The 24,921-nt window shown below is 56.0% G+C and carries 25 protein-coding genes and 1 pseudogene; 12 read left to right on the forward strand and 14 right to left on the reverse strand.

Annotated features, from left to right (window positions below):
• Nucleotides 1-6 precede the first annotated feature (6 nt).
• The 3 genes from AC1Z3F_RS10595 (at nucleotide 7) to AC1Z3F_RS10605 (ending at nucleotide 4,176) form a co-directional block, all read left to right on the forward strand.
• The gene (locus tag AC1Z3F_RS10595; protein ID WP_483565670.1) at nucleotides 7-969 is read left to right on the forward strand and encodes a LysR substrate-binding domain-containing protein; all 963 of its coding nucleotides are present in this window, start codon (nucleotides 7-9) and stop codon (nucleotides 967-969) included.
• Between the two features lie 134 nt (nucleotides 970-1,103).
• On the forward strand, nucleotides 1,104-2,609 hold the full coding sequence (putP, locus tag AC1Z3F_RS10600; RefSeq protein WP_483565671.1) for a sodium/proline symporter PutP: 1,506 nt from the start codon (nucleotides 1,104-1,106) through the stop codon (nucleotides 2,607-2,609).
• A 163-nt stretch (nucleotides 2,610-2,772) separates the two neighbouring features.
• Nucleotides 2,773-4,176: an NAD-dependent epimerase/dehydratase family protein gene (locus AC1Z3F_RS10605; RefSeq protein WP_483565672.1), complete on the forward strand. Its 1,404-nt coding sequence runs from the start codon at nucleotides 2,773-2,775 to the stop codon at nucleotides 4,174-4,176.
• A 140-nt stretch (nucleotides 4,177-4,316) separates the two neighbouring features.
• On the opposite strand, the gene AC1Z3F_RS10610 is transcribed toward AC1Z3F_RS10605, so the two are convergent.
• Nucleotides 4,317-4,766 carry an Lrp/AsnC family transcriptional regulator gene (locus AC1Z3F_RS10610; RefSeq protein ID WP_483565673.1) on the reverse strand — a complete coding sequence of 150 codons (450 nt, stop codon included), beginning with the start codon at nucleotides 4,764-4,766 and terminating at the stop codon, nucleotides 4,317-4,319.
• Between the two features lie 330 nt (nucleotides 4,767-5,096).
• Nucleotides 5,097-5,282, reverse strand: coding sequence for an AsnC family protein (locus AC1Z3F_RS10615; RefSeq protein WP_483565674.1), 186 nt, complete (start codon nucleotides 5,280-5,282; stop codon nucleotides 5,097-5,099).
• 241 nt (nucleotides 5,283-5,523) lie between these two features.
• Between AC1Z3F_RS10615 and AC1Z3F_RS10620 the strand changes: the two are divergent.
• The 3 genes and pseudogenes from AC1Z3F_RS10620 to AC1Z3F_RS10630 all read left to right on the forward strand — a co-directional run bounded on the left by AC1Z3F_RS10620 (nucleotide 5,524) and on the right by AC1Z3F_RS10630 (nucleotide 8,221).
• Nucleotides 5,524-6,271 (forward strand): annotated as a pseudogene (locus AC1Z3F_RS10620) (DUF5058 family protein).
• Nucleotides 6,272-6,280: 9 nt separating this feature from the next.
• Complete coding sequence (locus AC1Z3F_RS10625) at nucleotides 6,281-7,000, forward strand: hypothetical protein (RefSeq protein ID WP_483565675.1); 720 nt, start codon at nucleotides 6,281-6,283, stop codon at nucleotides 6,998-7,000.
• Nucleotides 7,001-7,012: 12 nt separating this feature from the next.
• Nucleotides 7,013-8,221, forward strand: a complete 1,209-nt coding sequence (locus tag AC1Z3F_RS10630) for an amidohydrolase (RefSeq protein ID WP_483565676.1) — start codon at nucleotides 7,013-7,015, stop codon at nucleotides 8,219-8,221.
• Here the strand turns inward: AC1Z3F_RS10630 and AC1Z3F_RS10635 are convergent.
• The 5 genes from AC1Z3F_RS10635 to mmsB form a co-directional block, all read right to left on the reverse strand.
• A complete protein-coding gene (locus tag AC1Z3F_RS10635) occupies nucleotides 8,218-9,033 on the reverse strand; it encodes an HAD family hydrolase (RefSeq protein WP_483565677.1) in 816 nt (271 codons plus the stop codon). The genes AC1Z3F_RS10630 and AC1Z3F_RS10635 overlap by 4 nt on opposite strands.
• Before the next feature lie 7 nt (nucleotides 9,034-9,040).
• On the reverse strand, nucleotides 9,041-9,850 hold the full coding sequence (gene ppgK / locus AC1Z3F_RS10640) for a polyphosphate--glucose phosphotransferase (protein ID WP_131089065.1): 810 nt from the start codon (nucleotides 9,848-9,850) through the stop codon (nucleotides 9,041-9,043).
• 68 nt (nucleotides 9,851-9,918) lie between these two features.
• Nucleotides 9,919-10,983, reverse strand: a complete 1,065-nt coding sequence (locus AC1Z3F_RS10645; protein WP_131089066.1) for an ROK family transcriptional regulator — start codon at nucleotides 10,981-10,983, stop codon at nucleotides 9,919-9,921.
• Nucleotides 10,984-10,999: 16 nt separating this feature from the next.
• Nucleotides 11,000-12,097, reverse strand: a complete 1,098-nt coding sequence (locus AC1Z3F_RS10650; protein ID WP_483565678.1) for an alcohol dehydrogenase catalytic domain-containing protein — start codon at nucleotides 12,095-12,097, stop codon at nucleotides 11,000-11,002.
• A gap of 2 nt (nucleotides 12,098-12,099) precedes the next feature.
• A complete protein-coding gene (mmsB, locus tag AC1Z3F_RS10655; RefSeq protein WP_131089068.1) occupies nucleotides 12,100-13,023 on the reverse strand; it encodes a 3-hydroxyisobutyrate dehydrogenase in 924 nt (307 codons plus the stop codon).
• A 139-nt stretch (nucleotides 13,024-13,162) separates the two neighbouring features.
• Here mmsB and AC1Z3F_RS10660 point away from each other — a divergent pair, with 139 nt between their 5' ends.
• Nucleotides 13,163-14,086, forward strand: coding sequence for a LysR family transcriptional regulator (locus AC1Z3F_RS10660; protein WP_131089069.1), 924 nt, complete (start codon nucleotides 13,163-13,165; stop codon nucleotides 14,084-14,086).
• Here the strand turns inward: AC1Z3F_RS10660 and AC1Z3F_RS10665 are convergent.
• Both AC1Z3F_RS10665 and AC1Z3F_RS10670 read right to left on the reverse strand, forming a co-directional pair.
• Complete coding sequence (locus AC1Z3F_RS10665) at nucleotides 14,052-14,600, reverse strand: P-loop NTPase family protein (protein ID WP_483565679.1); 549 nt, start codon at nucleotides 14,598-14,600, stop codon at nucleotides 14,052-14,054. The two genes, AC1Z3F_RS10660 and AC1Z3F_RS10665, sit on opposite strands and share 35 nt — an antisense overlap.
• A 152-nt stretch (nucleotides 14,601-14,752) precedes the next feature.
• The gene (locus AC1Z3F_RS10670; RefSeq protein WP_278184784.1) at nucleotides 14,753-16,132 is read right to left on the reverse strand and encodes an MFS transporter; all 1,380 of its coding nucleotides are present in this window, start codon (nucleotides 16,130-16,132) and stop codon (nucleotides 14,753-14,755) included.
• A 166-nt stretch (nucleotides 16,133-16,298) separates the two neighbouring features.
• Between AC1Z3F_RS10670 and AC1Z3F_RS10675 the strand changes: the two genes are divergently transcribed.
• Nucleotides 16,299-16,628: a CHY zinc finger protein gene (locus tag AC1Z3F_RS10675; protein WP_315973780.1), complete on the forward strand. Its 330-nt coding sequence runs from the start codon at nucleotides 16,299-16,301 to the stop codon at nucleotides 16,626-16,628.
• Here the strand turns inward: AC1Z3F_RS10675 and AC1Z3F_RS10680 are convergent.
• The 4 genes from AC1Z3F_RS10680 to AC1Z3F_RS10695 all read right to left on the reverse strand — a co-directional run bounded on the left by AC1Z3F_RS10680 (nucleotide 16,625) and on the right by AC1Z3F_RS10695 (nucleotide 20,444).
• Nucleotides 16,625-17,065, reverse strand: a complete 441-nt coding sequence (locus tag AC1Z3F_RS10680; RefSeq protein ID WP_131089071.1) for a universal stress protein — start codon at nucleotides 17,063-17,065, stop codon at nucleotides 16,625-16,627. The two genes, AC1Z3F_RS10675 and AC1Z3F_RS10680, sit on opposite strands and share 4 nt — an antisense overlap.
• Before the next feature lie 48 nt (nucleotides 17,066-17,113).
• Entirely contained in the window at nucleotides 17,114-18,319 is a 1,206-nt protein-coding gene (locus AC1Z3F_RS10685) for an NAD(P)/FAD-dependent oxidoreductase (protein WP_483565680.1), read from the reverse strand.
• 81 nt (nucleotides 18,320-18,400) lie between these two features.
• The gene (gene lpdA / locus AC1Z3F_RS10690) at nucleotides 18,401-19,810 is read right to left on the reverse strand and encodes a dihydrolipoyl dehydrogenase (RefSeq protein WP_483565681.1); all 1,410 of its coding nucleotides are present in this window, start codon (nucleotides 19,808-19,810) and stop codon (nucleotides 18,401-18,403) included.
• Nucleotides 19,794-20,444 carry a TetR/AcrR family transcriptional regulator gene (locus tag AC1Z3F_RS10695; protein WP_483565682.1) on the reverse strand — a complete coding sequence of 217 codons (651 nt, stop codon included), beginning with the start codon at nucleotides 20,442-20,444 and terminating at the stop codon, nucleotides 19,794-19,796. The genes lpdA and AC1Z3F_RS10695 overlap by 17 nt, the downstream gene beginning before the upstream one ends.
• Nucleotides 20,445-20,558: 114 nt before the next feature.
• On the opposite strand from AC1Z3F_RS10695, the gene AC1Z3F_RS10700 reads away from it, so the two are divergent.
• From AC1Z3F_RS10700 to AC1Z3F_RS10715, 4 genes are read left to right on the forward strand one after another with little or no spacing between them, the layout of a single operon-like run.
• Nucleotides 20,559-21,428, forward strand: a complete 870-nt coding sequence (locus tag AC1Z3F_RS10700; protein WP_483565683.1) for an alpha/beta fold hydrolase — start codon at nucleotides 20,559-20,561, stop codon at nucleotides 21,426-21,428.
• Between the two features lie 52 nt (nucleotides 21,429-21,480).
• Nucleotides 21,481-22,476, forward strand: coding sequence for an NADP-dependent oxidoreductase (locus AC1Z3F_RS10705; RefSeq protein WP_483565684.1), 996 nt, complete (start codon nucleotides 21,481-21,483; stop codon nucleotides 22,474-22,476).
• Between the two features lie 46 nt (nucleotides 22,477-22,522).
• Nucleotides 22,523-23,377, forward strand: a complete 855-nt coding sequence (locus AC1Z3F_RS10710; RefSeq protein ID WP_483565685.1) for an alpha/beta fold hydrolase — start codon at nucleotides 22,523-22,525, stop codon at nucleotides 23,375-23,377.
• Nucleotides 23,378-23,416: 39 nt separating this feature from the next.
• On the forward strand, nucleotides 23,417-24,211 hold the full coding sequence (locus AC1Z3F_RS10715; RefSeq protein WP_262199414.1) for a strictosidine synthase: 795 nt from the start codon (nucleotides 23,417-23,419) through the stop codon (nucleotides 24,209-24,211).
• A 94-nt stretch (nucleotides 24,212-24,305) separates the two neighbouring features.
• Here the strand turns inward: AC1Z3F_RS10715 and AC1Z3F_RS10720 are convergent, their stop codons facing one another.
• Nucleotides 24,306-24,908: a TetR/AcrR family transcriptional regulator gene (locus tag AC1Z3F_RS10720; RefSeq protein WP_262199413.1), complete on the reverse strand. Its 603-nt coding sequence runs from the start codon at nucleotides 24,906-24,908 to the stop codon at nucleotides 24,306-24,308.
• Between the last annotated feature and the right edge of the window lie 13 nt (nucleotides 24,909-24,921).

Raw genomic sequence — 24,921 nt, forward strand, 5'->3', positions numbered from 1 at the left:
AAACCCGTGCTTGAACTGCGACGATTACGACTGTTGCGCGAGCTAAGCATCCGCGGAACCATTGCCGAAGTAGCCGATTCGCTGAGCTACTCTCCTTCCTCGGTTTCGCAGCAGCTTAGTCAGTTGGAAGCCGAGGCCGGAGTGCAACTGCTTCGACGCACCGGCCGCACCCTGAAGCTCACCGCCCAGGCGCAGCTTTTGGTGGCCCACACCGAAACTTTGCTTGAAGCCATGGAACAGGCCGAAGCAGATTTGGCTGGCACCATGTCCTCAGTTGCTGGCACCGTACGACTGGCCGTTTTCCAAACCGCCATGCTCGCACTCATGCCACCGGTGCTGCGCGAACTGCGCCAAAAATATCCTCAGCTGCGGGTTGAAATGAGCCAGCAAGAACCGGCTGACGCGCTGGAAGAAACCAGCAGTCGAAGCTTTGACCTGGTGGTCGCTGAGCAATATTCAGGACACTCGGCCCCACACTATTCCAACCTTGACCGCAGGGTATTGACTCATGACCCGATTCGTTTGGCCCTGCCAGTCTTAGGCTCGGTTGGCAATGAAGACTTTGATCGAGTCACTTTGTTGGAACATGCGGCCAGCTTGCCGTGGGTGGTTGAACCCGATGGCGCCGCCAGCCGCCATTGGGCATTGCAGGCTTGCCGACTGGCAGGTTTTGAACCGGATCTGCGGTACGAAACCGCCGACCTGCAGGCGCACGTGGAACTGGTTCAAACTGGAAATGCTGTTGCCATGTTGCCGGATTTAGTGTTGCGTTCCAACCAGCACACCCTGCGTACCGTGGATCTCCCCGGCGCCCCAGCCCGCACCATTTTCACCGCCATGCGGCATTCATCCACCAAATCCCCGGGCATTCAGGCCGTGCGCAATATGCTCCATGCACAACCGGGAATGAGTGACGCAAACAACTCTGTAATTTTGGCTACGCCCAAAGATTTCGATACGGTCGAATAGAAGTATCGACCATCACAACTGTTATGACACTTGCGGGAAACCAGACCTTTCGTGTCATAGTGGTGACGCGCACCACTTGAATCCGCGTCCCGAACACAATCTACGTTTCGGGACAGCAACGGTAATGAGGAATAATGTCCGACCAGACTTTCCAGATGATTGCGATCGCAATTTATATGGCCGCCATGCTTGGCATCGGCTATATCGCGTATCGCCGAACCAACAACATTGACGACTACATGCTCGCTGACCGTGGCCTGAAGCCATGGGTAGCAGCCCTTTCCGCCGGCGCCTCCGACATGTCCGGCTGGCTGCTGATGGGTCTTCCCGGAGCCATCTACCTCGGCGGCCTGCACGAAGCATGGATTGCCATCGGCCTGCTGATCGGTGCATGGCTGAACTGGAAGTATGTCGCTCCGCGACTACGTTCCTACACCGCGATCTCCGAGAACGCCATCACCATTCCGAGCTTCTTTGAGAAGCGCCTGAAGGATAATGCGCACCTGCTGCGCATCGGCTCCGCCGTGATCATCCTGGTGTTCTTCACCTTCTATGTTTCTTCGGGCATGGTGGCCGCTGGCAAGTTCTTCGAGGCTTCCTTCGGCTGGCCATACCTCACCGGCATGTTCGTCGTTGCCGTCATTACCCTGCTCTACACCCTCTTCGGCGGCTTCCTCGGCGCATCGCTGACCGACATGGTCCAGGGCGTCTTGATGTTCGCCGCGCTGATCGCGGTTCCAATCGTTGCAGTGATCAATATGGGCAGCATCGGGAATATCGGTTCCAAGATCACCGAGATGAATCCCGATGCGTTCAACCTGTTCTCGTCCTTCAACGACAACAGCGCGATCCTCGCGGCCGTAGCCATCTTCTCCACCGCAGCGTGGGGCCTTGGCTACTTCGGCCAGCCGCACATCATCGTGCGCTTCATGGCATTGCGAACCCCTGCCGAGGCCAAGACCGCTCGCCGCATCGGCATTGGCTGGATGTTCCTGACCACTCTGGGCGCTGTGCTCACCGCGTTCATCGGTGTCGCGCACTTCGCAGATAATCCACTGGATGAGTCGACCAGCGAAACCGTCTTCCTGCTGCTGAGCCAGACGTTCTTCCACCCGCTGATTGCCGGACTGGTACTGGCCGCAGTGCTGGCAGCGATCATGTCCACCATGTCCTCGCAGCTGATCGTTTGCTCCTCGGCACTGGTGGAAGACCTCTACAACATCACCGGCCGAAAGGCCTCGCCGAAGGCACTGGTAAACCTCGGCCGAGCAGGCGTTCTGCTCATTGCCGTCGTGGCAGCGGTGCTGGCATTGAACCCGAACTCCTCCATCCTGGATCTCGTATCCTTCGCATGGGCAGGCTTCGGCGCGGCCTTCGGCCCGATCGTCTTGCTGGCCTTGTACTGGCGCAAGCTCACTGCCGTTGGCGGTTTCGCCGGCATGGTTTCCGGTGCAGTCGTGGTCTTCATCTGGGGCAACATCAAGCCGCTCTCCTCGGCCATGTACGAAATCGTTCCAGGTTTCATCGTTGCCTTGGTGGTTGCTTGGCTCGTCTCGCGAGCCACCTACCGTCCGAACCCAACCATCGACGCAGAATTCAGCGAGATGGAAAAGGAAGTCGGCGCAAAGGTCACTGCCTAAGCACTAGTTGATCTAGCTCCCCCTATCCTCGTTACCTTCACGGTTTGAGGATACGGGGAGCTTTTTCATGCCCTTCACACACCGATGTCGCACGTAGAAAACATAGCCGCGCCCAGTAGCCTTGAGCTATGCCCGATGTACCGAGCTGGAAGGAACAAGCACGATGAGCACCCAGAATAAATATACCCACTGGCAGCGCACCGAAACCCAGTTCCTGGCCGCCGACCCCAACGCCGTCTATTCGATTGTTGGCAACCTGTCGCAGACCGGCCAATGGATGAAGAGCTTCGACGGATTTGTGGTTCATGACGACCAGCGCGGCGTCGGAACCAAAGTAGATCTTCTACCTCCTGGCAAGATCTTTGGCCCGTTACACCGGAATACTGCGCCCACCGGCACGATCACTCGACGCAATCACCAGACCCGCATGGTTGAGTTCACGCAGCCGCAGCCCGGTGGCTCCATGAGCCTACGCTGGCAGGTTGATGAGCATGAGGGCGGCGCCCTGTTGCACTTCACCGTGAACCTCTCCGGCCCCGGTACTACCGCGTTTAAATTCACCGTGGCCAATGCCTTATGCAAAGACTTCGCGGTAGCTGCAGCACGACTGTATAAGATCACCGCTCCGACAGCTCACCGCAAGAAAGACGCCCAAGTGGTTATTGCAGGCGGCCGAGGCTTCCTGGGTAGAAACCTCGCGGCTGATCTGATTTGCCGTGGCATCTCGGTAGCTGTGCTCACCCGCAAAACCGCAGAAAATTTCCCCGCAGAGCAATATACCTGGGACGGCGTCCATCAAGGTCCATGGACCCGAGTGCTTCATAGTGAGCATCCGGTGCATCTGATCAACCTTGCTGGTGAGCGAGTGGACAAGCGCAATACTCCGGCAAATATCGCAGCGCTGACTGACTCGCGTGTGACCACCACCCAGACGTTGGCGCATGCCGCAGCTTCCGCACCCCAACTAGCTACCTGGATTCAGTCCAGCACCACCGCAATCTTCGGGGATGCCGGCGAAGCGGATCTCACCGAGTCCAGTCCGCTACCAACGGACCGCCGCGCGCTGCCGGAGATGACCGGTGTCGCCTCTGCCTGGGAACAGGCCTTTGACGAAGCTGGCGTAAATGCAGCACAGCGTTATGTACTGCGCACCTCGTTGGTGATGCACCCCGATGCACCGCTGCTTGGCCCACTGAATATGTTGGTGAATACCGGTCTTGGCGGACGCATGGGCGACGGACAACAGTGGTTCAGCTGGATTGGCTTGCAGGACTGGCTTCGGGTCATTCGGTGCATGCTTGGATTTGAAACCCCGCAGATCCCTGCCGGACTGGTACATGCCGCCAGTCCTACGCCGCTGCGTAATGCTGAGGTGATGGCGGCGCTACGCTCCGTCGCTGGCTTGCCAGGAATTCCTACCGGCTCGGTACTGCCAAAGATTGGTGCCGCGGTCATGGGCTCCAACGCACGCGTTGCATTGACCGGACGCAAGGTCACCAGCGAAGTTCTTGCCCACGCAGGCTTTGAATTCCAAGAGACAGATTTTGCGTCCACCGTCTCCGGATAAAGCCTTGCCATGATCTGAAATTTTTTCACTTCCGTTGGCCCCGCACCTTCAGCTCTCACCTAGTCACAGGTGAACGCTGGAGTGGCGGGGCTCATTCATTAGATTTTGACCTTTGTAGTGCCGTATTTGACGCTACGCTCTTACCTATAACGTAATTCTTCGACCATTCGTCCACCACGCTTGCGCGCTCCGAGCACCATTGAAGTGCGCAGCTGGACCATCTCGCCCCAGTCGGTGGCGGCAATGAATTCGTAAAGATCCCGCTGACTAGCAACAGTGACCTCTACCAGCAGCTGAGCGTCTCCAGCCACTGCCACTACATAGCGGACCTGTGGCAACGTTTTGAGCATATTCCCGACCGCGTCCACGCTGGCTGGTGAAACTTGAATCCGCAATAGTGCTTCGACTTGGAACCCCATCAGCGCAGGATCAACCAACGTGCGAATACTGATATGTTCTCCTCGTAGCAGGGCGTCCACTCGGCGCGAAACCGAAGTTTCGCTCATCCTCACCTGCCGAGAAATGCTGTCGATACTTGCCCGGCCACTGTTGCGCAGGACCTCAACAATCAAGCGATCAATATCGGTCATGCCATCGGCAGGATTCCACGTGGTGAGTTCCCCACCTGCGCTGGGAGTGAGCGCGGCTTCCTGAGCATCGCTGAGCGATCCTGCCCTCTACGCTCGAACAGTCTTGAAGTATTTCAGAATCGGATAAATCTGAATGCTGCTCAGTCCGGGTGTTGCCGGCAATTGCAAGGTCAGAATGTCTTCAAGCCCACCGTCATAATGTAGTTCGCTAACCACGTCACTCTCGCCGGTAACCATGTAAGTGAATGAAGTATCTGAGCGCTGCGAGATGGCTTCACTGGCTACAGGTATAGTTCCAGGCGCGCACTTGAGTGAAGCAATGACCGCGGCCTAACGATGAGCGATGGCTGCAACTTTGACCTTGCCTTCATCTAACAATGCTGAACCATAGCGGGCGACCGTTCTTTCCGGTTCACCAATGACTTTGGCAATCTTTCGCCATGTTGCTCTGCCATCTACCTGAAGCGGAACGACGATACGTCGTTCCACTTCACCCAATACTTGAATATCAGCCATAGATTCAAATTTCAGGCCAAACTCCCCAATAAGCAATCACTTTGGCGCCTAGATACCATTTTGTTTCAACTGAAATGGCGCGATTTCCTCCATTTTCAGGTGAGAACTGCGCATCAAACTGGGTGTTTAGACAAGAATCTGGCTAAACCTTTCAGATCTTGTCAGCTGTACTGTGATAGCGGATCGTTGAGACCCACAGAGACGTGCCTCATATCAATGGTTCGCAGGGCAAGGAGCGCTAATGAAAGCGCAACAGATTATGGCGGCAGGTGATCCGGGTTCCACAGACATCTGGGCACTTGCCAACTCCCCAGTACTTCGGCTCAGCGCACTAGGTGTCTTTGCAGTCATCTTTGTACAGTGCGTGCTCTACAAAAGGGCCGTAAAAAAGGCAGCACCGCATGTGGACATGCCCTTGGCGGAAGTCAAGGAATCCTTCCGTGCTGGCGCTGTTGCGTCCATCGGCCCATCCCTCGCCGTGGTGCTAGTAGCCATCGCATTGTTGGCGCTTTTCGGCACCCCAACCGTTTTGGTACGCATCGGGTTGATCGGATCGGCCGCTGCAGAAACCGGCTCAGCCAGCATTTCGGCCAGCACCATGGGAGCTGCCCTCGGCGGTGAGACTTACACCCAGCAGGTCTTCGGTGTGGCCTTTATGGCCATGAGCCTTTCCGGTGCAATATGGATGATCTGCACCTTGATCATGACTCCACTGCTCAAAAAAGGTGGAAATAATCTAGCCAAACGTAACCCTGCGGTGATGGCTCTGGTGCCTACCGCAGCTCTGCTCGGGGCTTTCAGCGCGTTGACCATCGCCGAACTGCCAAAAGTCCAACGTCCACATGATTCTGGTCTTCATCTCCGCGGCCATGATGGGCTTGTGCCTCTATCTGGCCAAGACGCTTCAGCTCAAATGGCTGAAGGAATGGGCGTTGGGTATTTCCATCGTCGTCTCGATTATTGCCGCCTATTTCTTGCATACCGTTTAAGGAATCATCATGACTGCGACACCACAACTTTCCAGCGCTGATGCCTCGATCGAGCGCTTTGAAAAGCAAACCAGCCGCTATGGTCGAAACACCATGATCATTGGACTGGTGCTATCACTGATTGGTCCGATTTACATTGCGTTCTTCAGCGGACTGGAGATCACCGGGTCCATGGTCTGGGTGGCGTTCCTCGCCGTGGCCGGAACCTTTGGAGTGCTCTGGATTGTCGAGCCACTGACGTACTTCCCGATTCTTGGATCTGCTGCCATGTACCAGGCGTTCATGATCGGCAACATCTCCAATAAGCTACTGCCAGCGGCCATCGTTGCTCAGTCCACCATTGGTGCCAAGCCTGGCACCAAACGCGGGGACTTGGCTGCGGTGATGGCTATCTGTGGTGCGGCAACGGTGCACCTGACCAGCTTGCTGCTTCTGGTAGGTCTGCTGGGAACGTGGCTGGTTTCGCTGATTCCCGCAGAGATCACCGACGCGGCCCGACTGTACATTCTGCCGTCACTGATGGGGGCGGTATTGGTCCAGAGCATTGTGGCGATGAAGTCGTTGCGACCCACCGTGATTGCCATCGTATTAGCGCTGCTGATGACCTTTGTGTTTGTCCCTCTAGCCCCATCCTTGGCGATGTTCGCTACCGCCATCGTGGTTATCTGCTCCACCGCCTTTTCCTGGGTATTGCGCGACCGCAAGAAAACCTACACTTCAGAAAGCTAAGAGGTACTCCCCGTGCAAACCACACTTCAGCTCACCGAGATCGATACCAACAAACTACACCAGGACTACCTGCACCTGCACCAGAGTCCGGAACTGTCGATGCAGGAGCACAATACCGCCAGCTTCATCGAATCACAGCTCACCGATATGGGCATCGAAAACTTCCGGTGCGGGGGCACCGGTGTGGTGGGCATCCTGCGAAATGGTCGGGGACCAGTGGTGGCTTTCCGGGCCGATAGTGATGGATTGCCCATCCAGGAGGACACCAAGGTCGACTATGCTTCGACCGCACGCGGCACGCTTTCCGACGGCACCGAGGTACCGGTGATGCATGGCTGCGGGCACGACACCCATAGGGCCAGTGCGCTGGCTACGGCACGAATCTTGGTCCGCAGTTCCACTTCGTGGCAGGGCACCGTCATCTTCATTTTCCAGCCGGGTGAGGAAACCAGCGCCGGAGCTAGCGCCATGGTGGCCGACGGATTATGGGAGAAGGTTCCACTTCCGCAGGTGGTGCTGGGCCAGCATGTTTTCCCCTTTGCCACCGGCACGATCTCGGTGACCCCTGAATCTGCCATGGCGATGGCCGACTCCTTGGAGGTGACCCTCTACGGCAAACAAGCCCACGGATCCCAGCCGCAGGATTCTATTGATCCGATAGTGCTGGGCGCCAACATCATTACCCGATTGCAGACCATCACCTCACGCGAGCTCAACCCATTGGATTCTGCCGTGGTGACTTGTGGTTCCTTCCACGCTGGGCTGAAGGAAAATATCATTCCAGATTCCGCGGTGTTCACCTTAAATATCCGCACGCTTACCGACCCGGTACGTGCCAAGGTGCTTGCCGCTGTCACTCGCATCATCAATGCAGAAGCTGAGGTATCCGATGCGCCACAAACGAAGATCACCGAGTTGTATACTTTCCCTCGTCTTTACAACGATCCGCAGCACACCGAACAGCTGGTACCGGCATTTGGTGAAGAGTTCGGAGAAGATCAGATCCGCTTGGCTCCCCCAGCGATGGGATCCGAAGACTTTGGCGCACTGGCCGATGCCATCGGCGTGCCCAATGTCTTTTGGATGTTTGGCGGCGCTGACCCACAAGATACTTCACCTGCGGTCAACCATTCGCCGTTCTTCCTGCCGGAATACCGTGGAGCTCTGGATACCGGAGTTCGTGCTGCGGTGGCAGGATTAATGCACTACTTGGGGCGCTAGAGGGCTGTGCGCCCGTCAAGGTAGGCGCGCAAGACCTGCAGCACACCGTGTTCGGTATTGGCTGGGGCCGTGAAGTTCGCGGCCGCGGCAACGTCGGGGTGGGCGTTGGCCATGGCGAAGGAGTAGGTGGCTGCCTTGATCATTTCCAGATCATTAGGGTAATCACCAAACACGACAGTTTCGTCGTCGTTGATGCCTAGTTCCTTTTGCAGCGCACCAAGAGCTAGTCCCTTGTGTACACCGTGGTTCATGGCGTCAACCCAGTGGCTTCCAGAGATGACAACCTGCAGCGGAACATCAAGCACATCAGCCATTTCTTGGACCTTGCTGGTGCCAACGTTCACTGCCATCTTGATGATTTCATCATCAACGTCATTGAGGTTTTTAACGACCTCAACTGCACGGTAGTACGGTGCGACTGCCTGCATGAATTCTTCGTCATTGCGTTCAACATAGGCAGTACGTCGTCCGCACAACACCAATCCAGCATCCAGCGCTTCTTGTGCTCGGACCGCATCAATGACCGCATCCACAGATGCCGAATCGATGATGTTGGAGTAGATTTCTTTGTCGCCATCCATCACCACGGTGCCGTTTTCGGCAATGATGGCGATTTCGCCGAGCTGCGCGAACTGCTCGCGCAGGGTGGCGAACTGCCGGCCTGAGGCGGGCACAAACTTGATGCCGCGAGCCTGAAGCTGGTCAATCACGCCCCAAGCGTCATCCGGGATTTGACCGTCTCCGTCCAAAAAGGTGCCGTCCATGTCAACGGCAACGAGCTTAATTTGGGCGTTCGGGTCAATGGTATGCATTAGTTCCTTAGTTGTTTGGATGCATGGCGCGCTGCGCTGCGCCCAACACTCCGGCGGCGTTGTTGAATTGCGCAGGCACAACTTTTGCGCGCAACTCCAGCTTAGGCAAGAAGTGCTCGTGGTCCTCGGAGATTGCGCCGCCAATGACAATCAAGTCAGGGCTGCACAAGAATTCAACGTGCGACAGGTAGCGCTGCAGTCGCTGAATGTACTGCTCCCAGCTCAGGTCCTCTTCGCGCATAACGCGTGCGGCTGCCTTGCTTTCAGCATCAAATCCGTCGATTTCTAGGTGGCCAAATTCCACGTTAGGGAAGAGCACACCATCACGGAAGAATGCTGAACCGATTCCGGTGCCCAGGGTCAGCAACAAGGTGCTGCCCTTGAGTGGAATGCCGTCCTTGGAACCTGCGCCAGCAAAGACTTCAGCTACGCCTGCGGCATCTGCATCGTTGAGCACGTGGACTTCGCGGCCCAAGACTTTGCCGAGCATGGTGGTGGCGTCAAGGCCGATCCATGCCTTGTCGATGTTTGCTGCCGAGTGCACTACACCGTCAATGACGATGCCTGGCACGGTGACTCCCACGGGAATGCCGGCAAGATCCTCGCCGGTGACCTTCTGCAAATCGATGATGATCTGCGCCATAACTTCGGCCACAGCATCTGGGTGAGCACCCTCTGGGGTGGTCGCCTTATTCACGGTACTTTCGACAAGTTTTCCGTCGGTACCGACCAAGGCGTACTTGATCGAAGATCCGCCCATGTCAAGGCCGATGGCAGCGTACTGCGACTTACTTGCCGATGCGTCAGATGATGCCATCAGGATTCTCCCCAGCGGTGCAAAGAAATTTTAAGGACTCTTTACGATATATTGGTTCCGCCGTTTGGTCAACGTTCGCGGTAGTTTTCCCAAAGTTTATCTAATGCGACTTCGCGCGCACCAGCAATGGCTCCATGTGCGGCAGCCTGGGCTCCGAGTGCAGAAGAATGAACATGCACTGGAACCAGCAATCGATCATTAACCTCGTCAGCCAGTGCTTGGCACAATTCTTCGGTGACCGCAGGCCCACTAACGACCAGCTGTTGCGGGTCAACAAAACCGACCAAATTCGCCACCACCTGGCTCAGTGGCCTCAGGAAAGGTTTCCACGTGCGCTGATCTGCCAGCTTCTCCCAGAGCACGCGGGTCTGGAACATGCCAGCTTCACCCAATACTTCGCGTAGGTTCTTTTCACCGAGCAGCTGGTTCTCCAGTTCGCCGGCAGTACCGTGACGTCCGCGATGAAGCTTTCCGTCAATGACCAATCCAGCACCAAGACCGGCACCGATGTAGAGCATCATTAGTGAGCCGTCGCTGTTCTCGGCTTCGGCTACCGCCATCCAGTTCACGTCATTGTCCAAAACCACTGGCGTCTTCTGATCAAAGAGTCCAGCCAAGTTGGCGCCTGAGGCAGGGAAAATCTCGGTGGGAACTACGCGTTCTGAATCCTCACGGAGCACCGGAGCTGCCTGACTGACTGCAGCAGCAAGCAACGGCGAGCGCAACTGCTTGTGTACCCGGGTGATCTCCGTGGCCGCCATCTTTTCGACTTCTTCGGCGCTACTGTGCGGGGTCAAAGCGTAGAGCCGATCCACCAAAATGTTGCCCGCCAGATCGGTGGCGCGAACCTGCAAGGATTCGGCTTGCAGGCACAATGCGAGCAGGTGACCAAACTCGGCGCGTAGCGCGTAGCGTTCTGGGGTACGTCCGCGCTTCGTTTCAGAGGGACGGTCAATGGCCAGGGCCAAACCGTTCTCCTGCAATCGTGAGATCGCTTGAGAAGCAGTGGGTTTGGAGATGCCAAGGTCGGCAGAAATCTGGGTGCGCGTCGCCGGTGCGGTGCACAGGTAATCAAACACCCGGATGTCGGTCAGAGTTGCCAGTGCTCGTGGACCGGCGGTCGAATCAGTCACCCCTCAATCCTACTGGTCAAGGCAGCAGTACTTGGCGAACTGAACGCCCCTGAGCCAATTCATCTAACGCCTCATTGATCTGCGCCATCGGCCGGGTACGCACCAACTTCTCGATTGGCAGTTTTCCTGCGCGCCATAAGCCTTCGTAGCAGGGAATGTCGTTGGCTGGAAGGGCTGAGCCCATGTAGCTGCCGATGATGGTTCTTGCCCCAGCCGTCAGCGACAGTGGTTCAATGCTGCTCATCGCCCCTGGTGCAGGAAGCCCCACGGTCACCAGCGTCCCGCCAACAGCGGTAGCGGCCAGCGCGGTTTCAAAAGCTCGTGGGTGTCCCGCAGCTTCAATCACGATGCTGGCGCTACGCCCGGAAAGGTCCTGCGGTGTACAGGCTTCGTCAGCACCTAGTTCCAAGGCTGTGGTCAATTTGTCTTCATTGGCATCTATCGCCAGAATCTTGCCTGTGGTGCGTTGACCTACTGCCACCACTAAAGCGGCCATGCCTACTCCGCCGAGCCCAACGATCGCAACATCTTCTGCACCCGTAGCTTTGGCTGCATTGCGCAGGGCCCCGCCACCTGTGAGTACCGCGCAGCCAAGTACGGCAGCTACTTCAGCGGGAATATCAGCTCCTACCGGCACCACGCTGCGTGCATCCATCACGGCATAAGTAGCAAAGGCAGAGACACCCAGATGGTGGTGCACCCCCTGGCCATCCATCTGCAGCCGGCGAGTGCCAGTGAGCAACGTTCCTGCGGTATTGGCTTCGGTACCGGCAGTGCAGGGTAGCTTTCCTCCGGTGGCGCAGGCTTGGCACTTCTCGCAGCGTGGCAGGAACACCGAAATGACTTGCTGGCCCACTGCCAGCTGCACCCCGGCACCGACCTGTTCCACAATGCCCGCCGATTCATGTCCAAGCACCATAGGTAGAGGCCGTGGCCGGTTGCCATCAATCACCGATAGATCAGAATGGCATAACCCCGCGGCGTTGATGCGCACCAGCACTTCGCCAGGACCAGGTTCATCAAGCTGCACTTCACGCAATGAAAGCGGTTGGTGTTCGGCGTAGGGTTGCTGATTCTCTCGTTGTTCAAGAACGGCGGCCTGGATCAAGCGCACCCTTAGCCTGCCTGCTCTGGGTTCCACCCGCGGACCGCACCGTCAGGCAAGAGGTTTTTGACGATCAACGAGCAGTCCTTATCCCCCAGCCCTTGGGCAATTAGCTCATCAAATTGTTCCCGGGCTAGTGTCGCCGCCGGCAAGCTCACCCCGGTGCTTTCCCCGGCATCTAAGGCAAGGCCGATATCTTTGCGCGCTAGATCCGCACGGAAGGTGGCCTCAAAATTATTGTTGGCCGCGGCAGTGTCGATAATGTCCGGGACCGGGTACCAGGTTTGTTGCGCCCAGGATTTGCCCGACGAGACCGAAGCGATCTCCCAGAACACCTTGGGTTCCAGTCCGAGCTTTTCGGCCAGCTGAGAGCCTTCGGCGCTAGCCATCAGATCAATAAAGAGCATCATGTTGTTGCAGATCTTGGCGGCAATGCCCATAGTGGCCGTACCTGCGATGATGGTCCGCCCACTCATCGGGGCAATATAGTTGGTTGCCCGCTCCATGAGTTCTTGCGCACCGCCAAGCATGAAGGCCAGGGTTCCTGCAGCTGCCCCGGAAATGCCACCAGAGACTGGGGCATCAACAAAGTTCAAACCACGTTGGGTAGAACCTTCATGGATATAGCGTGAAGTTTCGATGTCCACGGTAGAGGAATCAATGAGCAACATGTCCTTGGTGGAGTTGGCCCAGATTCCTGCCTCACCTTCATACACCGAGCGCACGTGCTGCCCCTTGGGCAGCATAGTGAAGACTACTTCGGCACCATCAATGGCTTCGAGGACCGAACTGGTGATCTGTACCCCGCCTTGGGCCGCGGTATTGCAGGCATCCTCGTTGAGATCAAAGCCCAGCACCTGATGACCTGCTGCAACGAGGTTGGCGGTCATCGGTCCGCCCATATTGCCTAGACCAATCCATGCGTACGTGCTCATCGAATATCCCCTCACCATTGAGTTTTGTCTTCTCAAGCCAGAGTAGGTTGCTCTGCTAGGGGCACTCAATGTTTGGGAGCAATCTAATTGCGCATGGGCAGTGTGCGCTGGCGCACACTGCCCATGGCAGACTGGTTCTATGGACCGTCAGATCGATTACCGCCACCTCGAATCCCTCATTGCTTTGCTCACCGTGGCACGCTTGGGTCGCTACACCGCAGCGGCAGCTGTACTCGGGGTGAACCACTCGACAATCTCCCGGCGCATCGACGCCCTGCAAAAGGCCATGGGCGGCCACCTGCTGACACAGACACCCAACGGTTGGGAACTAACGGACCTCGGACGCCATGCCATGGCCAGTGCCGAGGCCATCGAGCAGGCGGTAGCAGCGATCAGCACCGAGGACGATTCCCCAGCGCTCGCCGGTCACGTGCGCTTGGCAGCGCCTGATGCGTTCAGCGCTCATCTTGCTGCCCCTGCTTTGGCTAAGTTGCAGGCCCGTCATCCGCAGTTGGTTTTTGAAATTGTTTCGGAAACCACGCGTGCGCGGCAGACTCGCACCGGCATGGATTTGGAAATAGTCATTGGACAGCCCAACGTCCGTAAAGCGGCTTCCACAAAACTCATGGACTATGAATTGCGACTATACGCTACCGCCGAATATCTAGAAGTCCATGGAACTCCGCAACAACTTTCAGAGCTGGCTAGGCATAGCCTGAACTACTACATCGACACCGCTCTGACCGTGGACAAGCTCGACGAGGCGACCAGTCATCTACCGCCTATGCGGCGAGCAATTTCCTCGACCAGCATTGCCGTGCAGTACGCAGCAACAATGAATCATGCTGGTCTCGGATTACTCCCCGTTTTCTTATCTAAGCATTACCCGAATCTGATTCCGGTGCTGCACGATCAGTTCAGTTATCTCTCGGAATATTGGCTTGTCGGCCGCGAGGAAGCTCTGCGCAGCAAGGCCGTGCAGGCGACCGTTCGAGCGCTGAATGATGCAGCAGCCAATGGGGATTGGTTTATTCTTCCGTTCCCTGAGCAGGCTCCCAACTAAGCACCGCTTCACACAGCTCTGGCACGCTGCGCGAACTATCAAGGCGCAGTACAGGGCAATTCAACGTATCCAACCACGCTTCATGTTTAGCCCGGTTTCGACCGTGAAATTGTGGATCGTCGTAACTTTGGGACCAGTGCATAAATTCGTCAAAGGCAGCACTGTCGATATCCTCCCCCTCACGACGGATCAATTCGCGTTGCCTGGTCCGGCTGAGGCGCACCGCAGGGTCCAAGGACAAAAAGACCACGGCATCACATTGTCGTAAGACCAAATCTGCCCACCCATTAACCGAGCCTGATAAGACCCAGGCGGCGCGTGGCACAAACATGCTAAGCATCAGAACCACCCGATCTTTGACGGGCCGTGCTTGAACGTAGGGCGGATCGCTGGGGAGCCAGAAGTAGTCATCCGAATCAGCATGAGGCACCGACCAAGCAGTGGCCACGGCCCTACCTAGCGTCGTTGTTCCTGATCCGCTGGCGCCCACAATATACAGTCGGCACGGTTGCATCTTTTTCTCCTTGGACGTGTTTTTCCCAGACGAAAAGTCTACGCCCGCGCCCCGGAAAGCTCCGCTGGGTTCTCCGCACCTACGCAATAGAAAAACAGAAGGTGGCCAGCTCTGTGATGAACTGACCACCTTCTTGGCTATCGAAGAAGCTGTTACTTCTGCATCTTCAAATGCTTTGCTACTTCAACCTCACCATCAGTAGCCAAACGGTCCGCTTCGTCAATGGCACTCAAGTCAGTTCCCTTGGTTTCACGCATGAAGAAGACTGCGACCAAGGTGACCAGTGCTGCGAAGACAATGTAACCAGCCACCGGAACCCAAGATCCGTAGACCTTCAGTAGCCAGGTAGCGATGATCGGTGCCATGGAACCGGCCACGATCGAGGTGACCTGGTAGCCCAAGGAAACACCTGAGTAGCGCATGCGGGTTGGGAACATTTCAGCCATGATGGCTGGCTGGCCAGCATACATCAGTGCGTGTATCGCAAGTCCCAGCACGATAGCGGCAAGGATGATGCCAAGGTTGGCAGTGTTGAACATTGGGAATGCCACTACACCCCAGACCATCATGAGGATAACGCCAGTGGCATAAACCGGACGGCGCCCGCGGGTATCGGTGAAGCGTCCAACCAGCGGAACCAAGATTGCGTGAATGACGTGGGCAATGAGCATCAGGCCCAAGATGGTTGAGGTCACCATCTTCAACTGAGTGGCCATGTAGGTGATCGAGAAGGTCACCACCATGTAGTACATGATGTTCTCACCAAATCGCAGTCCCATTGCGGTGAAGACGCCGCGTGGGTAGCGCTTGAATACTTCTCCGACACCATAGCCGACGGCAGCATTCTGCTCCAGCTCAGCTTTTGCTTCTTGGAAAATTGGTGCGTCCGAAACACGAGTACGAATGTAGTAGCCAACAATGACGATAATTACTGAAAGCCAGAAACCGATACGCCAACCCCAGGCCAAGAAAGCTTCGTCGCTCAAGGTGGAAGACAGAACCAACAGCACCACGGTTGCCAGCAGGTTTCCGACTGGAACAGCAGCTTGTGGCCAGGAGGCCCAGAATCCACGTTCCTTACTCGGAGCATGTTCGGCTACTAGCAGCACCGCGCCGCCCCACTCGCCACCCACAGCAAATCCCTGAAGGAAGCGCAAGGCGACCAGCATGATTGGTGCTGCGTAGCCAACTGAATGGAAGGTCGGCAGGCAGCCCATCAAGAAGGTCGTTGCACCGACCAAGACGATGGCCACCTGTAGTAGGTGCTTGCGGCCGTACTTGTCGCCAAAGTGTCCAAAGACAATGCCACCGATTGGCCTAGCGATGAATCCCACCGCGTAGGTGAGGAAGGCTTTGATGATGTTGTCGAGGTCATTGCCGTTGTCTGGAAAGAAGATCTTGTTGAATACCAAAGTGGCGGCGGTGGCATAGAGGAAGAATTCATACCACTCGACCACAGTTCCTGCCATGGAAGCCGCTACTACCCTGCGCAATCCCTTGCGTTCAGATTTTGTTGACGTTTCACTGGCCACGATTTATTTCCTAACGCCCTTGCCAGTCACCCCATCGGAACCAGCTTCACCAAGAGTATGACCGGATCACATCGTCAAAGATAGTCGCAACGGTGCATAGTAGGAAACAGATTGTGCACATTCGGCGTGCTTTTTTGCACAGGCCATCAAGTTCTTAGGAGGTCCCGTGGCGATAAACGTGAATTTGCGTGGTGTGCAGATGGATGAACAAACCAGATGCGCTCACTATCATCAGCTCAACGACGTGATTGCGCTCAAGCACGTCTGCTGCGATACCTATTACCCGTGCCACCTCTGCCACGCCGAATTGGCTGATCATCCGGCCCAACTTTGGCCGGCAGATAAGTTTGATCAACCCGCAGTTCTCTGCGGAGTTTGCCGCTGCGAACTAAGCATTGATGAATACCGTGCTTCATCTTCATGCCCGCACTGCCAAGCGCTATTCAACCCCGGCTGCAAACTCCACGAAAATCTGTATTTTGAATTGTCGTCCTAGAAATCTTCGGCAGCTTCAGGCTGTCGAGGAATAACCAATACGGGGCGCAGCTGTTTGTGCGCCAAGGTGACGGCAATGGAGCCGTCAATGATTTCAGTCATTCTGTTGCGCAAGCCAGCTCTTCGAGTACCGACAACAATCATTTGAGCATCAAGTTGCTCGGCTACTGCGCTGAGCACCTTTGCTGGGTCGCCAGCAACTGTGTAGGTTTCGAATTCGACACCAGTAATCACCGAGGAAATCTCCCACGCTAGTTCCTCTGAGACTTTGCCCGCCGAGGTTAACAGGTCTCCGGCGGCCAACTTTTGCGTCATGATCCGTCCAGAGTCTGCATAAACGCACACCAGACGTGCATGCAATTCTCTCGCCAGCTTTCCAGCGGCCGCCAACACGGCTGCATTCATTCCAGGTTCCACACCCAAAACCATCGTGCCCATCAGCTGTTCCTGCTTTCTAACGAACCGGTATTTACCAAAAATCCCGAACTAAAGTTGCGTCAAATCAATCTGCACATCGGCCAAACGTTCCGCGTCGATGTTCCGCCCCACCAGCGTCCGCAACGTATCGTTGACGTCCCAAATATTCACGTTGGCCGCAGCAGTCACCGTCTGGCCGTGCTGCCAGAATATAATGAATTCTCCAGATTCAGTATCTCCACGGATCACCGTTGTGTCATCCGGTGAACTGTGGCCAACATATTCCATACCCAGATCAAACTGGTCTGTAAAGAAGTACGGCAACCAGTCAGAGGACTCATCAGCGCCGGTGAGCGTTGCGGCGGCCAGCTTCCCTTGGCGTATTGCGTTATCCCAGTGTTCTACGCGCAGGTGGCGATCGAGATGTGTGTTAAAAGCTTGGGCAATATCTCCCACTGCGAGAATCTGTCGATTACTACTTCGTAGGCTCTGGTCAACAACTACGCCACCGTCCACGTCCAACCCCGCAGTTTCAGCCAGTTCCAGATTCGGAACCGCACCCATCGCTAGGATTACAACGTCAGCACGGGAGGATCCAGCATCCGAATACACTTGCAGATGCCCGTCCGCTCGTTCGATGCCCTGTACCCGTGCTGTACGCACATCGACACCGTGACGTTGATGTAGCTCCAAGAGATAGTTTCCGAAGCGCTCGCCAAAAACCTTACTCAGCGGAACGTCGGTAGGCGAATACACGGTGACCCGCGCTCCGCTCTGACGCGCCGAGGCAGCGACCTCCATACCAATCCAGCCAGAGCCGACCACGGCTACTTGCGTTCCTTCAGTGATGTCCTCACGCAGAGACTTTGCGTCATTCAGCGTCCGCAACACGTGCACACCAGGCAAGTCATAGCCGGCAATCGGAGCCTCTTTCCCGAGGCTCGCCCGCGATCCGGTGGCTAGAACCAGATGGTCATAGCTCACCGAATCGCCATCCGCTAGCAGTACTCGTTGCTGTTCCGCTTCAATGCTGATCCCGGCCACACCCAGGCGCAGAGTAACCTCATGTTCCGAGTACCAAGTGGAGTCATGAACGATGAAGTCCGCTGGCTCTTCCTTGCCTTGCAAGAAGCCTTTAGATAACGGCGGACGTTCATAAGGCAAGTCGGTTTCATCACTGATCAAAGTCAGCTTCCCGGAATAACCACGCTCACGTAATTCGCTCACGACGCTTGCAGCGGCTAAACCCCCGCCAAGGACAACGATCGATTCCATGCTGCACCCGATTCCTCGACAACCATGTACCTCGATACTCACACCCGGACGCTGTGCTTGGCAAGGACTTAATCGACTCACTCAGAGATTGATCATGTGTCCAGTAAGCCCGTGCAAACTTTCCTGCAAAGCTTCTCCCAACGTCGGGTGAACGTGCACGTTGCGGGCAAGTTCGGTCGCGGTCAGATCCCACTTTTGAGCGAGCGTGAGTTCTGGCAACAGCTCAGCCACATCGGCACCGATCAGGTGTGCGCCGAGCAGCTCACCATACTGGGCATCGGCAATGATTTTCACGAATCCTCCGGGTTCACCCAGGCCGTGCGCTTTTGCGTTGGCGGTAAATGGGAACTTAGCAATTTTCAGCTCGTGGCCCTCATCTCGCGCTTGCTGTTCAGTTAGCCCGAAGGAGGCAACCTGCGGCTGCGAGAAGGTCGCACGTGGCATCATCCGGTAGTCTCCCAGCGTCTGGGTTTCTGCGCCGGCGATGGTTTCCGCTGCCACGACGCCCTGAGCCTCAGCCACGTGGGCCAGCTGCAGCTTTGCGGTCACATCTCCAATCGCGTACAGGTGTGGCACATTGGTGCGCATGTAGTCGTCGATACCGATGGCACCGCGATCGGTCAATGTGATGCCCGTATTTTCCAGCCCATAGCCATCGGTGCGTGGAGCAAAGCCCACGGACATTAGCACCTTGTCCACAACGATGCTCTTGGGTTCGTCACCCTTCGGTGTATAGGTCACGGTCACTAAGGATCCATCATCTTCGACGGTATTCACCGAGGCCGAGGTGAGCAGGGTGATACCCAACTTCTTATACTGTTTGGCGATCTCTTTGGAAACTTCTGGATCTTCATTGGGTAGAGCCCGGTCAAGGTATTCAATAATCGTGACCTCGACTCCATAGTTGGCAAGGACATAGGCGAATTCCATCCCAATGGCTCCGGCACCGACGATCACCATGGAGTTTGGCAGTTCTCGGGAAAGGATCTGGGACTCGAAGGTCACCACGTTCTTACTTAATTCCACCCCTGGCAGCAGTTTCACAGTGGAGCCCGTTGCAATGATGGCGTTGTCAAAAGTGACGGTTTGGCTTCCGCCCTCGGAGAGCTGAACCTGAAGGGTGTGAGCGTCGCTGAAGCTACCCAGTCCGTTGATCTCGGTGATGCCGTTTTTCTTCATGAGGAAGTGCACACCTTTAACTCTTCCCTCGGCTACGGTGCGACTGCGGTCAAAAGCGACCGAGAAATCAAAGTCCACCTCTCCGCGGATGCCGAACTGTTCAGCTTGATGAGTGAAGGTGTGAGCAAGTTCAGCGTTGCGCAGCAGGGCCTTGGAAGGAACACAGCCCACATTAAGGCACACCCCACCCCAGTACTGCTTTTCAATGACGCCCACCGATTTGCCCAGTTGCGCGGCACGGATAGCGGCGACATAACCACCGGGGCCTGCGCCGAGAACTACAACGTCAAAGTGATTAGTGCTGGTGTTCATGGAAGTTCTCCTTTAGATACAGATTTGTTTCTCTTGGCAAGATTGCTGCGATCTGCTGTTCAACGTTGGCGCGGATGACAGGCAATGAGTCATCTAGGTACATGGTGGCCGTTGCAGTGACATGGACTATCGAGGTGATCACACGAGCGAGTATCGCTGCGTCAAGGTCAGCGTACTCCGAGAGCACCTTTCGCATTCCTTGTTCCCAACGCTGGGCATGGGCCAGTCCCTCGGCTCGATGAGGTTCTGCGGGGTCGCCAAAAACTAGCTCATGCATGTAGGTGCGACCATTTTCTGGATGCTCTCGAATACAGGTCAGCACCGGGTCTATCAGAGCCATGAGGTCTCGAACGGGGTGAGGCTCCGGCCCCTTAGTCAAGGTGTCGGCAGCCAGCCCTTCTTCGATTGCGGTGGCGAATTTTTGGTTCTGCACCATAATCAAAAGCTCCGCTTTGGTTCCCGCGTAGAGGTACAGGGTTCCGATAGCGATATCTGCTTTGTCAGCAACCTGTTGCGTTGTGACACTGTTGATTCCCTCTTTAGCGAGCAGGTAGCTGGCTGCGGACAAAATTCGCTTAAGTTTTTCTTCTTTAGCCCGTTCCCTGCGACCACGGGGAGCATTGACTGACTTCATATTTCCTCCCTTGACAAAAACATCTGAGCTTGCTCATAATTGAGTATACTCGGAAGCATGGAGATGAAAACCTTTCATCCTCACAGCGAACAAGGCAGGAAGCACACAGCGCAAATGACAAAGCAACCTAACGAAGATCACGGTGCCACAGCATCGCTTGTTGCTGCGGAAAATCGCACGGTGGATGCCGCCGGGGCACAATTCATCTACCGCGAACTTGGTAATGCTCAGGATGAGAGCTTGCCCCTGGTCGGGCTGACCCATTTGGGCGCGAACCTCGATAGCTGGGATCCAGAACTCATCGACCCCATCGCCGCCACGCGACGAGTCATCCTGATTGGCTACCGCGGCGTGGGTGCTTCTACCGGAACACCGCAAGATAATTTCGAGGCCATGGCTCAAGATGCGATAGCGACCATCCGAGCATTAGGCCTAGCTCAACTTGATCTATTTGGGCTCTCCATGGGCGGGATGGTGGCACTGGAAGTCCTACGCCAAGCACCCGAATTAGTGAACCGCGTAGTCTTCGCCGGGACCGGACCGCAGAGCGGTCCTGGACTGACGCAAATGACCAAGACTTTCATCCGCGGTGTCCTACGTGGGGCAATCACTTTGGCCAACCCCACCTCCGTCTTGTTTTTCACAAAAACTGACAACGGCAAGCAAGCCGCCAAAGGGTATCAGGCTCGGCTAATGCTCCGGTCCACCGGTCGTGACAAGCCGGTAGCGCCAAACGTATTAGTGGCCCAGCTACGCGCAGTCAAGCGTTGGGACCAAGCAACGCCCGTGACCTTGGGGTTCGCTGGCCCCGTACTAGATTTGCACGGCGATTCTGACGCAATGGTCTTTCCAGAAAACACCGAAGCGCTCAAGCGGGTACTCCCCCAAACGCAGGTGCAGATCTACCCGGACGCCGGGCATGGTGTTGTCTCCCAACACCGTGCATCAATTTCACAAACCATCACTAAATTCTTGAGTCGTTGACCGAGCGACGTTTCGACAAATATCCATACATCAGCCAAGAGGAGCACATAACATGCGAGCATTCGCTATCGATAAATACAAAGGTACGCTCAGCGAGACCAACGTTCCCGAGCCAACCCTCGGCGAGCACGACGTACTGGTGAAGGTACTGGCAGCTGGCGTGAACCAGCTGGACGAAAAGATTCGTGAAGGCGAATTCAAAACCATCCTTCCCTACGAGACTCCTCTGGTCCTTGGCCACGACGTTGCCGGTACTGTCATCAGCGTCGGCTCCCAGGTCCGCGGATTCAAAGTCGGGGACACGGTCTACGCTCGCCCCCGCGATTTCCGCATTGGCACCTTTGCCGAACGCGTCGCCATCGATGAGGCCGACGTTGCTTTGGCTCCAACCACCATCACTATCGCAGAGGCCGCTTCGTTGCCGTTGGTTGCGCTCACTGCATGGCAGGCCCTAGTAGTCCGCGCAAATATTCAGCCGGGACAGAAGGTGCTGATCCATGCTGGCGCCGGTGGCGTTGGCTCAATCACGATCCAGCTCGCCAAGCACCTCGGTGCGTATGTGGCCACTACTGCGTCTGCCAAGAATGCCGACTTTGTCCGCGAGCTGGGAGCCGATGAAGTTATTGACTACCGCAACCAGGACTTCGAAAAGGAACTCTCCGGATACGATCTAGTGCTCGATTCACTCGGCGGCGAAAACCTGGAGAAATCACTGCGTATCCTGCGTCCCGGCGGCAAGGCCATCGGCATCTCAGGACCACCAGATCCTGCCTTCGCAGCTAAGGCGGGTCTGAACGTAGTGTTCCGTTTGGCCGTCACCGCGTTGAGCGCCAAAATCCGCAAGCAGGCCAAGAAACTTGGGGTCAGCTACGAGTTCTTGTTCATGGATGCCAGCGGCGAACAGCTGCGCGAAATCGCCAAGCTCATCGACAATGATGTGCTCAATCCGGTAGTTGGCAAGACCTTTGAATTTGATCAGGCACCTCAAGCTTTGGAAGCTCTAGCCAAGGGTGGCGCCCGAGGCAAAGTTGTTATCCTCGGCGCCTAGTTCTCATACCATTTAGCATTCCCCAAGCTCAGGAGGAGCAGAAATCATGTCCACAAATGAACCAGTCATCACTTCCTACGCGCAAGCACCGGCAAAAACCATCAGTGCCGGTGGCGTCAATTTTGCCTACCGCGAGTTGGGCCCAAAGGGCGGCATCCCGGTTGTCTTTTTTGTCCACTTGGCAGCAACCTTGGATAACTGGGACCCACGCATTGTTGATGCCATCGCAAAAAACCGCCACGTTATCACCTTTGATCAGCGCGGCGTAGGCGCATCTTCTGGCACAGTTCCCGTCACCTTGGAGGCAGCCGCTGACGATGCGTACAACTTCATTACCGCACTGGGCTACGACAAGATCGATATCTTCTCGTTCTCTATGGGTGGCTTCATCGCTCAGGACCTAGTGGTCAAGCACCCAGATCTGGTGCGGAAATTGGTGCTCACCGGCACCGGACCACGTGGCGGCCGGAACATCGACAAGGTGGTTGCGGTGACCTACTGGGACATCTTCCGCGCCACCATCACCCGCTCAGATCCTAAAGAATTCTTGTTCTTCGAACGCAACAAGGAAGGCAAAAAAGCTGGCAAGGCTTTTGTGGAGCGTTTGAAGGAGCGCACCGTTGACCGCGACAAGGACATCGCATTTAAAGCGCTGCAAACCCAGCTCAAGGCCATCGTGAAGTTTGGCCGTTCGGCACCTTCAGATCTGTCAAAGATCACCATCCCAACTTTGATCGCCAATGGCGATCATGACCGGATGGTTCCATCGATCCTTTCGGTAGACCTACACCAGCGCATCGCCGGATCCGAACTGATCATTTACCCGAACTCCGGTCACGGTGGCGTCTTCCATTACTGGGAGAAGTTCGCGCCGGTCGCCGCCGAGTTCCTGTCCGAGTAGTCCCGTTTTCTTCGCAAGAATCAATTGGAAGGCCTGAACATGAGTGAGAAAGCAAAACCAGAGGTCGCTAAGCACTTCACTTCATCGATCTTGCTGTGGATGTGCAAGGACCAGCCACGCCAAACCGGCATGGACTATTGGAAAGGCCCCCATTCGGGGATTATCGCCAATACTCCGGGCTTGAGTGAATATCGGCAGATTCATCTGGCAGAAGCTAATCCTGGACGGTGGCCAGCCCGCCCGTCCTTGGAGACGCTCATTCCCGAGGATCGGAAGATTGACGGCATCGCCGAAGTAACCTTTGAAAATGCTCTGTCCCCTTTGGCTGGGCGCGAGCAAACTGCATTGGCCTTTGCAGACGAGGTTAATGTCTTCCGCCGCACCTTGCTCTACGCCGGACCTCCGAGTTCGTCCCGGTGGTACGACGTGGCTCCTGGGTCCCATCCGGGATCTCGCGCAGTGCTGTACCTACGCCGCGGCAAGGACACCGGCACGGTGGCCTTCCATAAGTTCGTGAAGAAAACTTTGGTACCAGCTCTAGTAGAGACCGGGGTGCTTACTGAACTTCGCACCCAGGTATTTCTGCCTTGGAGTCAGAAGCTGTGGGATACCCCAAATGTGGCGCACGATAATCCTGAGGACCAGCATTTACATGCTTCGGTGATTCTTGGCTTTGTTGACGACGAGGCGCGTGAGAAATTTTTCGCTGGAGGTCAGGCTGCCAATCTTTCGGAGCTAATTGCGCCTTTTACCTCGGCAGTTCACGCCTACGATGTGGAAACGACCCTGCGCTACGTAAAGGGTGGCGAGATTCTCGCAGCACCCGAATCCTAGCCGCCCGGCAAATTGTTAAGGCCTGCGCCAATCGGTCAGTCCAACCCACTGACCGAATAGCGCAGGCCTTAGTGCACTGCTTGATTGCCTCGGCTTAGCTTGGCAGTATCGAGGAAATTTGGGTGCGAAGTCGCCCCATGATTTCCGAGTTGCTGGACTGGGCATTGACCGTCGCAGACAATTCCAAGAACATGATCGCTGAGATCACCGAAGCAAAACTCTTTGCCTGATCCTGCGGCATATGGGAGCGCTCGACTAGAAGGTCCGCCGTGGCCGCTTGAGTCTGCTCAACGATAGCTAAGGCTTCAGCGTGGTGAGGTTCTTCCGGATCTCCAAAAACCATCTCACGCAGGTAGGTACGGCCATTTTCTACCTGGACGCGGTTACATTCAACGATTGGTTCAATAAAGGCCAGAATTCCATCCAGCGCAGTGGAGGTCTTATTCGCTGCCGACAATCCGCGTTCCAGAGACTGCGCATAGTGCAGATTTTGCACCAGCAGTAGCAGTTCGCCTTTGTTCTTGGCATACAGGAATAGTGTACCAGTGCCGATATCGGCAGCGTCGGCAATTTGTTGTGTGGTCACTTCGTCTACGCCGTACTTGGCGAAGAGCTTACTGGCGGCCGCGGTGATGCGTTCAAGCTTTTCCTGCTTGTTCCGCTCACGCCGCCCTAGGGGCTGGGACGCCACTGACATTTTTTTATCCTCC

This window comes from Glutamicibacter sp. MOO4 (assembly GCF_056934395.1).

Bases quoted from the DNA above. Each gene is read 5' to 3' on its own strand.
- putP (WP_483565671.1), top strand. From the start codon at position 1,104: ATGTCCGACCAGACTTTCCAGATGATTGCGATCGCAATTTATATGGCC.
- AC1Z3F_RS10605 (WP_483565672.1), top strand. From the start codon at position 2,773: ATGAGCACCCAGAATAAATATACCCACTGGCAGCGCACCGAAACCCAG.
- AC1Z3F_RS10610 (WP_483565673.1), bottom strand. From the start codon at position 4,766: ATGACCGATATTGATCGCTTGATTGTTGAGGTCCTGCGCAACAGTGGC.
- AC1Z3F_RS10615 (WP_483565674.1), bottom strand. From the start codon at position 5,282: ATGGCTGATATTCAAGTATTGGGTGAAGTGGAACGACGTATCGTCGTT.
- AC1Z3F_RS10625 (WP_483565675.1), top strand. From the start codon at position 6,281: ATGACTGCGACACCACAACTTTCCAGCGCTGATGCCTCGATCGAGCGC.
- AC1Z3F_RS10635 (WP_483565677.1), bottom strand. From the start codon at position 9,033: ATGCATACCATTGACCCGAACGCCCAAATTAAGCTCGTTGCCGTTGAC.
- ppgK (WP_131089065.1), bottom strand. From the start codon at position 9,850: ATGGCATCATCTGACGCATCGGCAAGTAAGTCGCAGTACGCTGCCATC.
- mmsB (WP_131089068.1), bottom strand. From the start codon at position 13,023: ATGAGCACGTACGCATGGATTGGTCTAGGCAATATGGGCGGACCGATG.
- AC1Z3F_RS10660 (WP_131089069.1), top strand. From the start codon at position 13,163: ATGGACCGTCAGATCGATTACCGCCACCTCGAATCCCTCATTGCTTTG.
- AC1Z3F_RS10665 (WP_483565679.1), bottom strand. From the start codon at position 14,600: ATGCAACCGTGCCGACTGTATATTGTGGGCGCCAGCGGATCAGGAACA.
- AC1Z3F_RS10680 (WP_131089071.1), bottom strand. From the start codon at position 17,065: ATGGGCACGATGGTTTTGGGTGTGGAACCTGGAATGAATGCAGCCGTG.
- AC1Z3F_RS10685 (WP_483565680.1), bottom strand. From the start codon at position 18,319: ATGGAATCGATCGTTGTCCTTGGCGGGGGTTTAGCCGCTGCAAGCGTC.
- lpdA (WP_483565681.1), bottom strand. From the start codon at position 19,810: ATGAACACCAGCACTAATCACTTTGACGTTGTAGTTCTCGGCGCAGGC.
- AC1Z3F_RS10695 (WP_483565682.1), bottom strand. From the start codon at position 20,444: ATGAAGTCAGTCAATGCTCCCCGTGGTCGCAGGGAACGGGCTAAAGAA.
- AC1Z3F_RS10700 (WP_483565683.1), top strand. From the start codon at position 20,559: ATGACAAAGCAACCTAACGAAGATCACGGTGCCACAGCATCGCTTGTT.
- AC1Z3F_RS10705 (WP_483565684.1), top strand. From the start codon at position 21,481: ATGCGAGCATTCGCTATCGATAAATACAAAGGTACGCTCAGCGAGACC.
- AC1Z3F_RS10710 (WP_483565685.1), top strand. From the start codon at position 22,523: ATGTCCACAAATGAACCAGTCATCACTTCCTACGCGCAAGCACCGGCA.
- AC1Z3F_RS10715 (WP_262199414.1), top strand. From the start codon at position 23,417: ATGAGTGAGAAAGCAAAACCAGAGGTCGCTAAGCACTTCACTTCATCG.
- AC1Z3F_RS10720 (WP_262199413.1), bottom strand. From the start codon at position 24,908: ATGTCAGTGGCGTCCCAGCCCCTAGGGCGGCGTGAGCGGAACAAGCAG.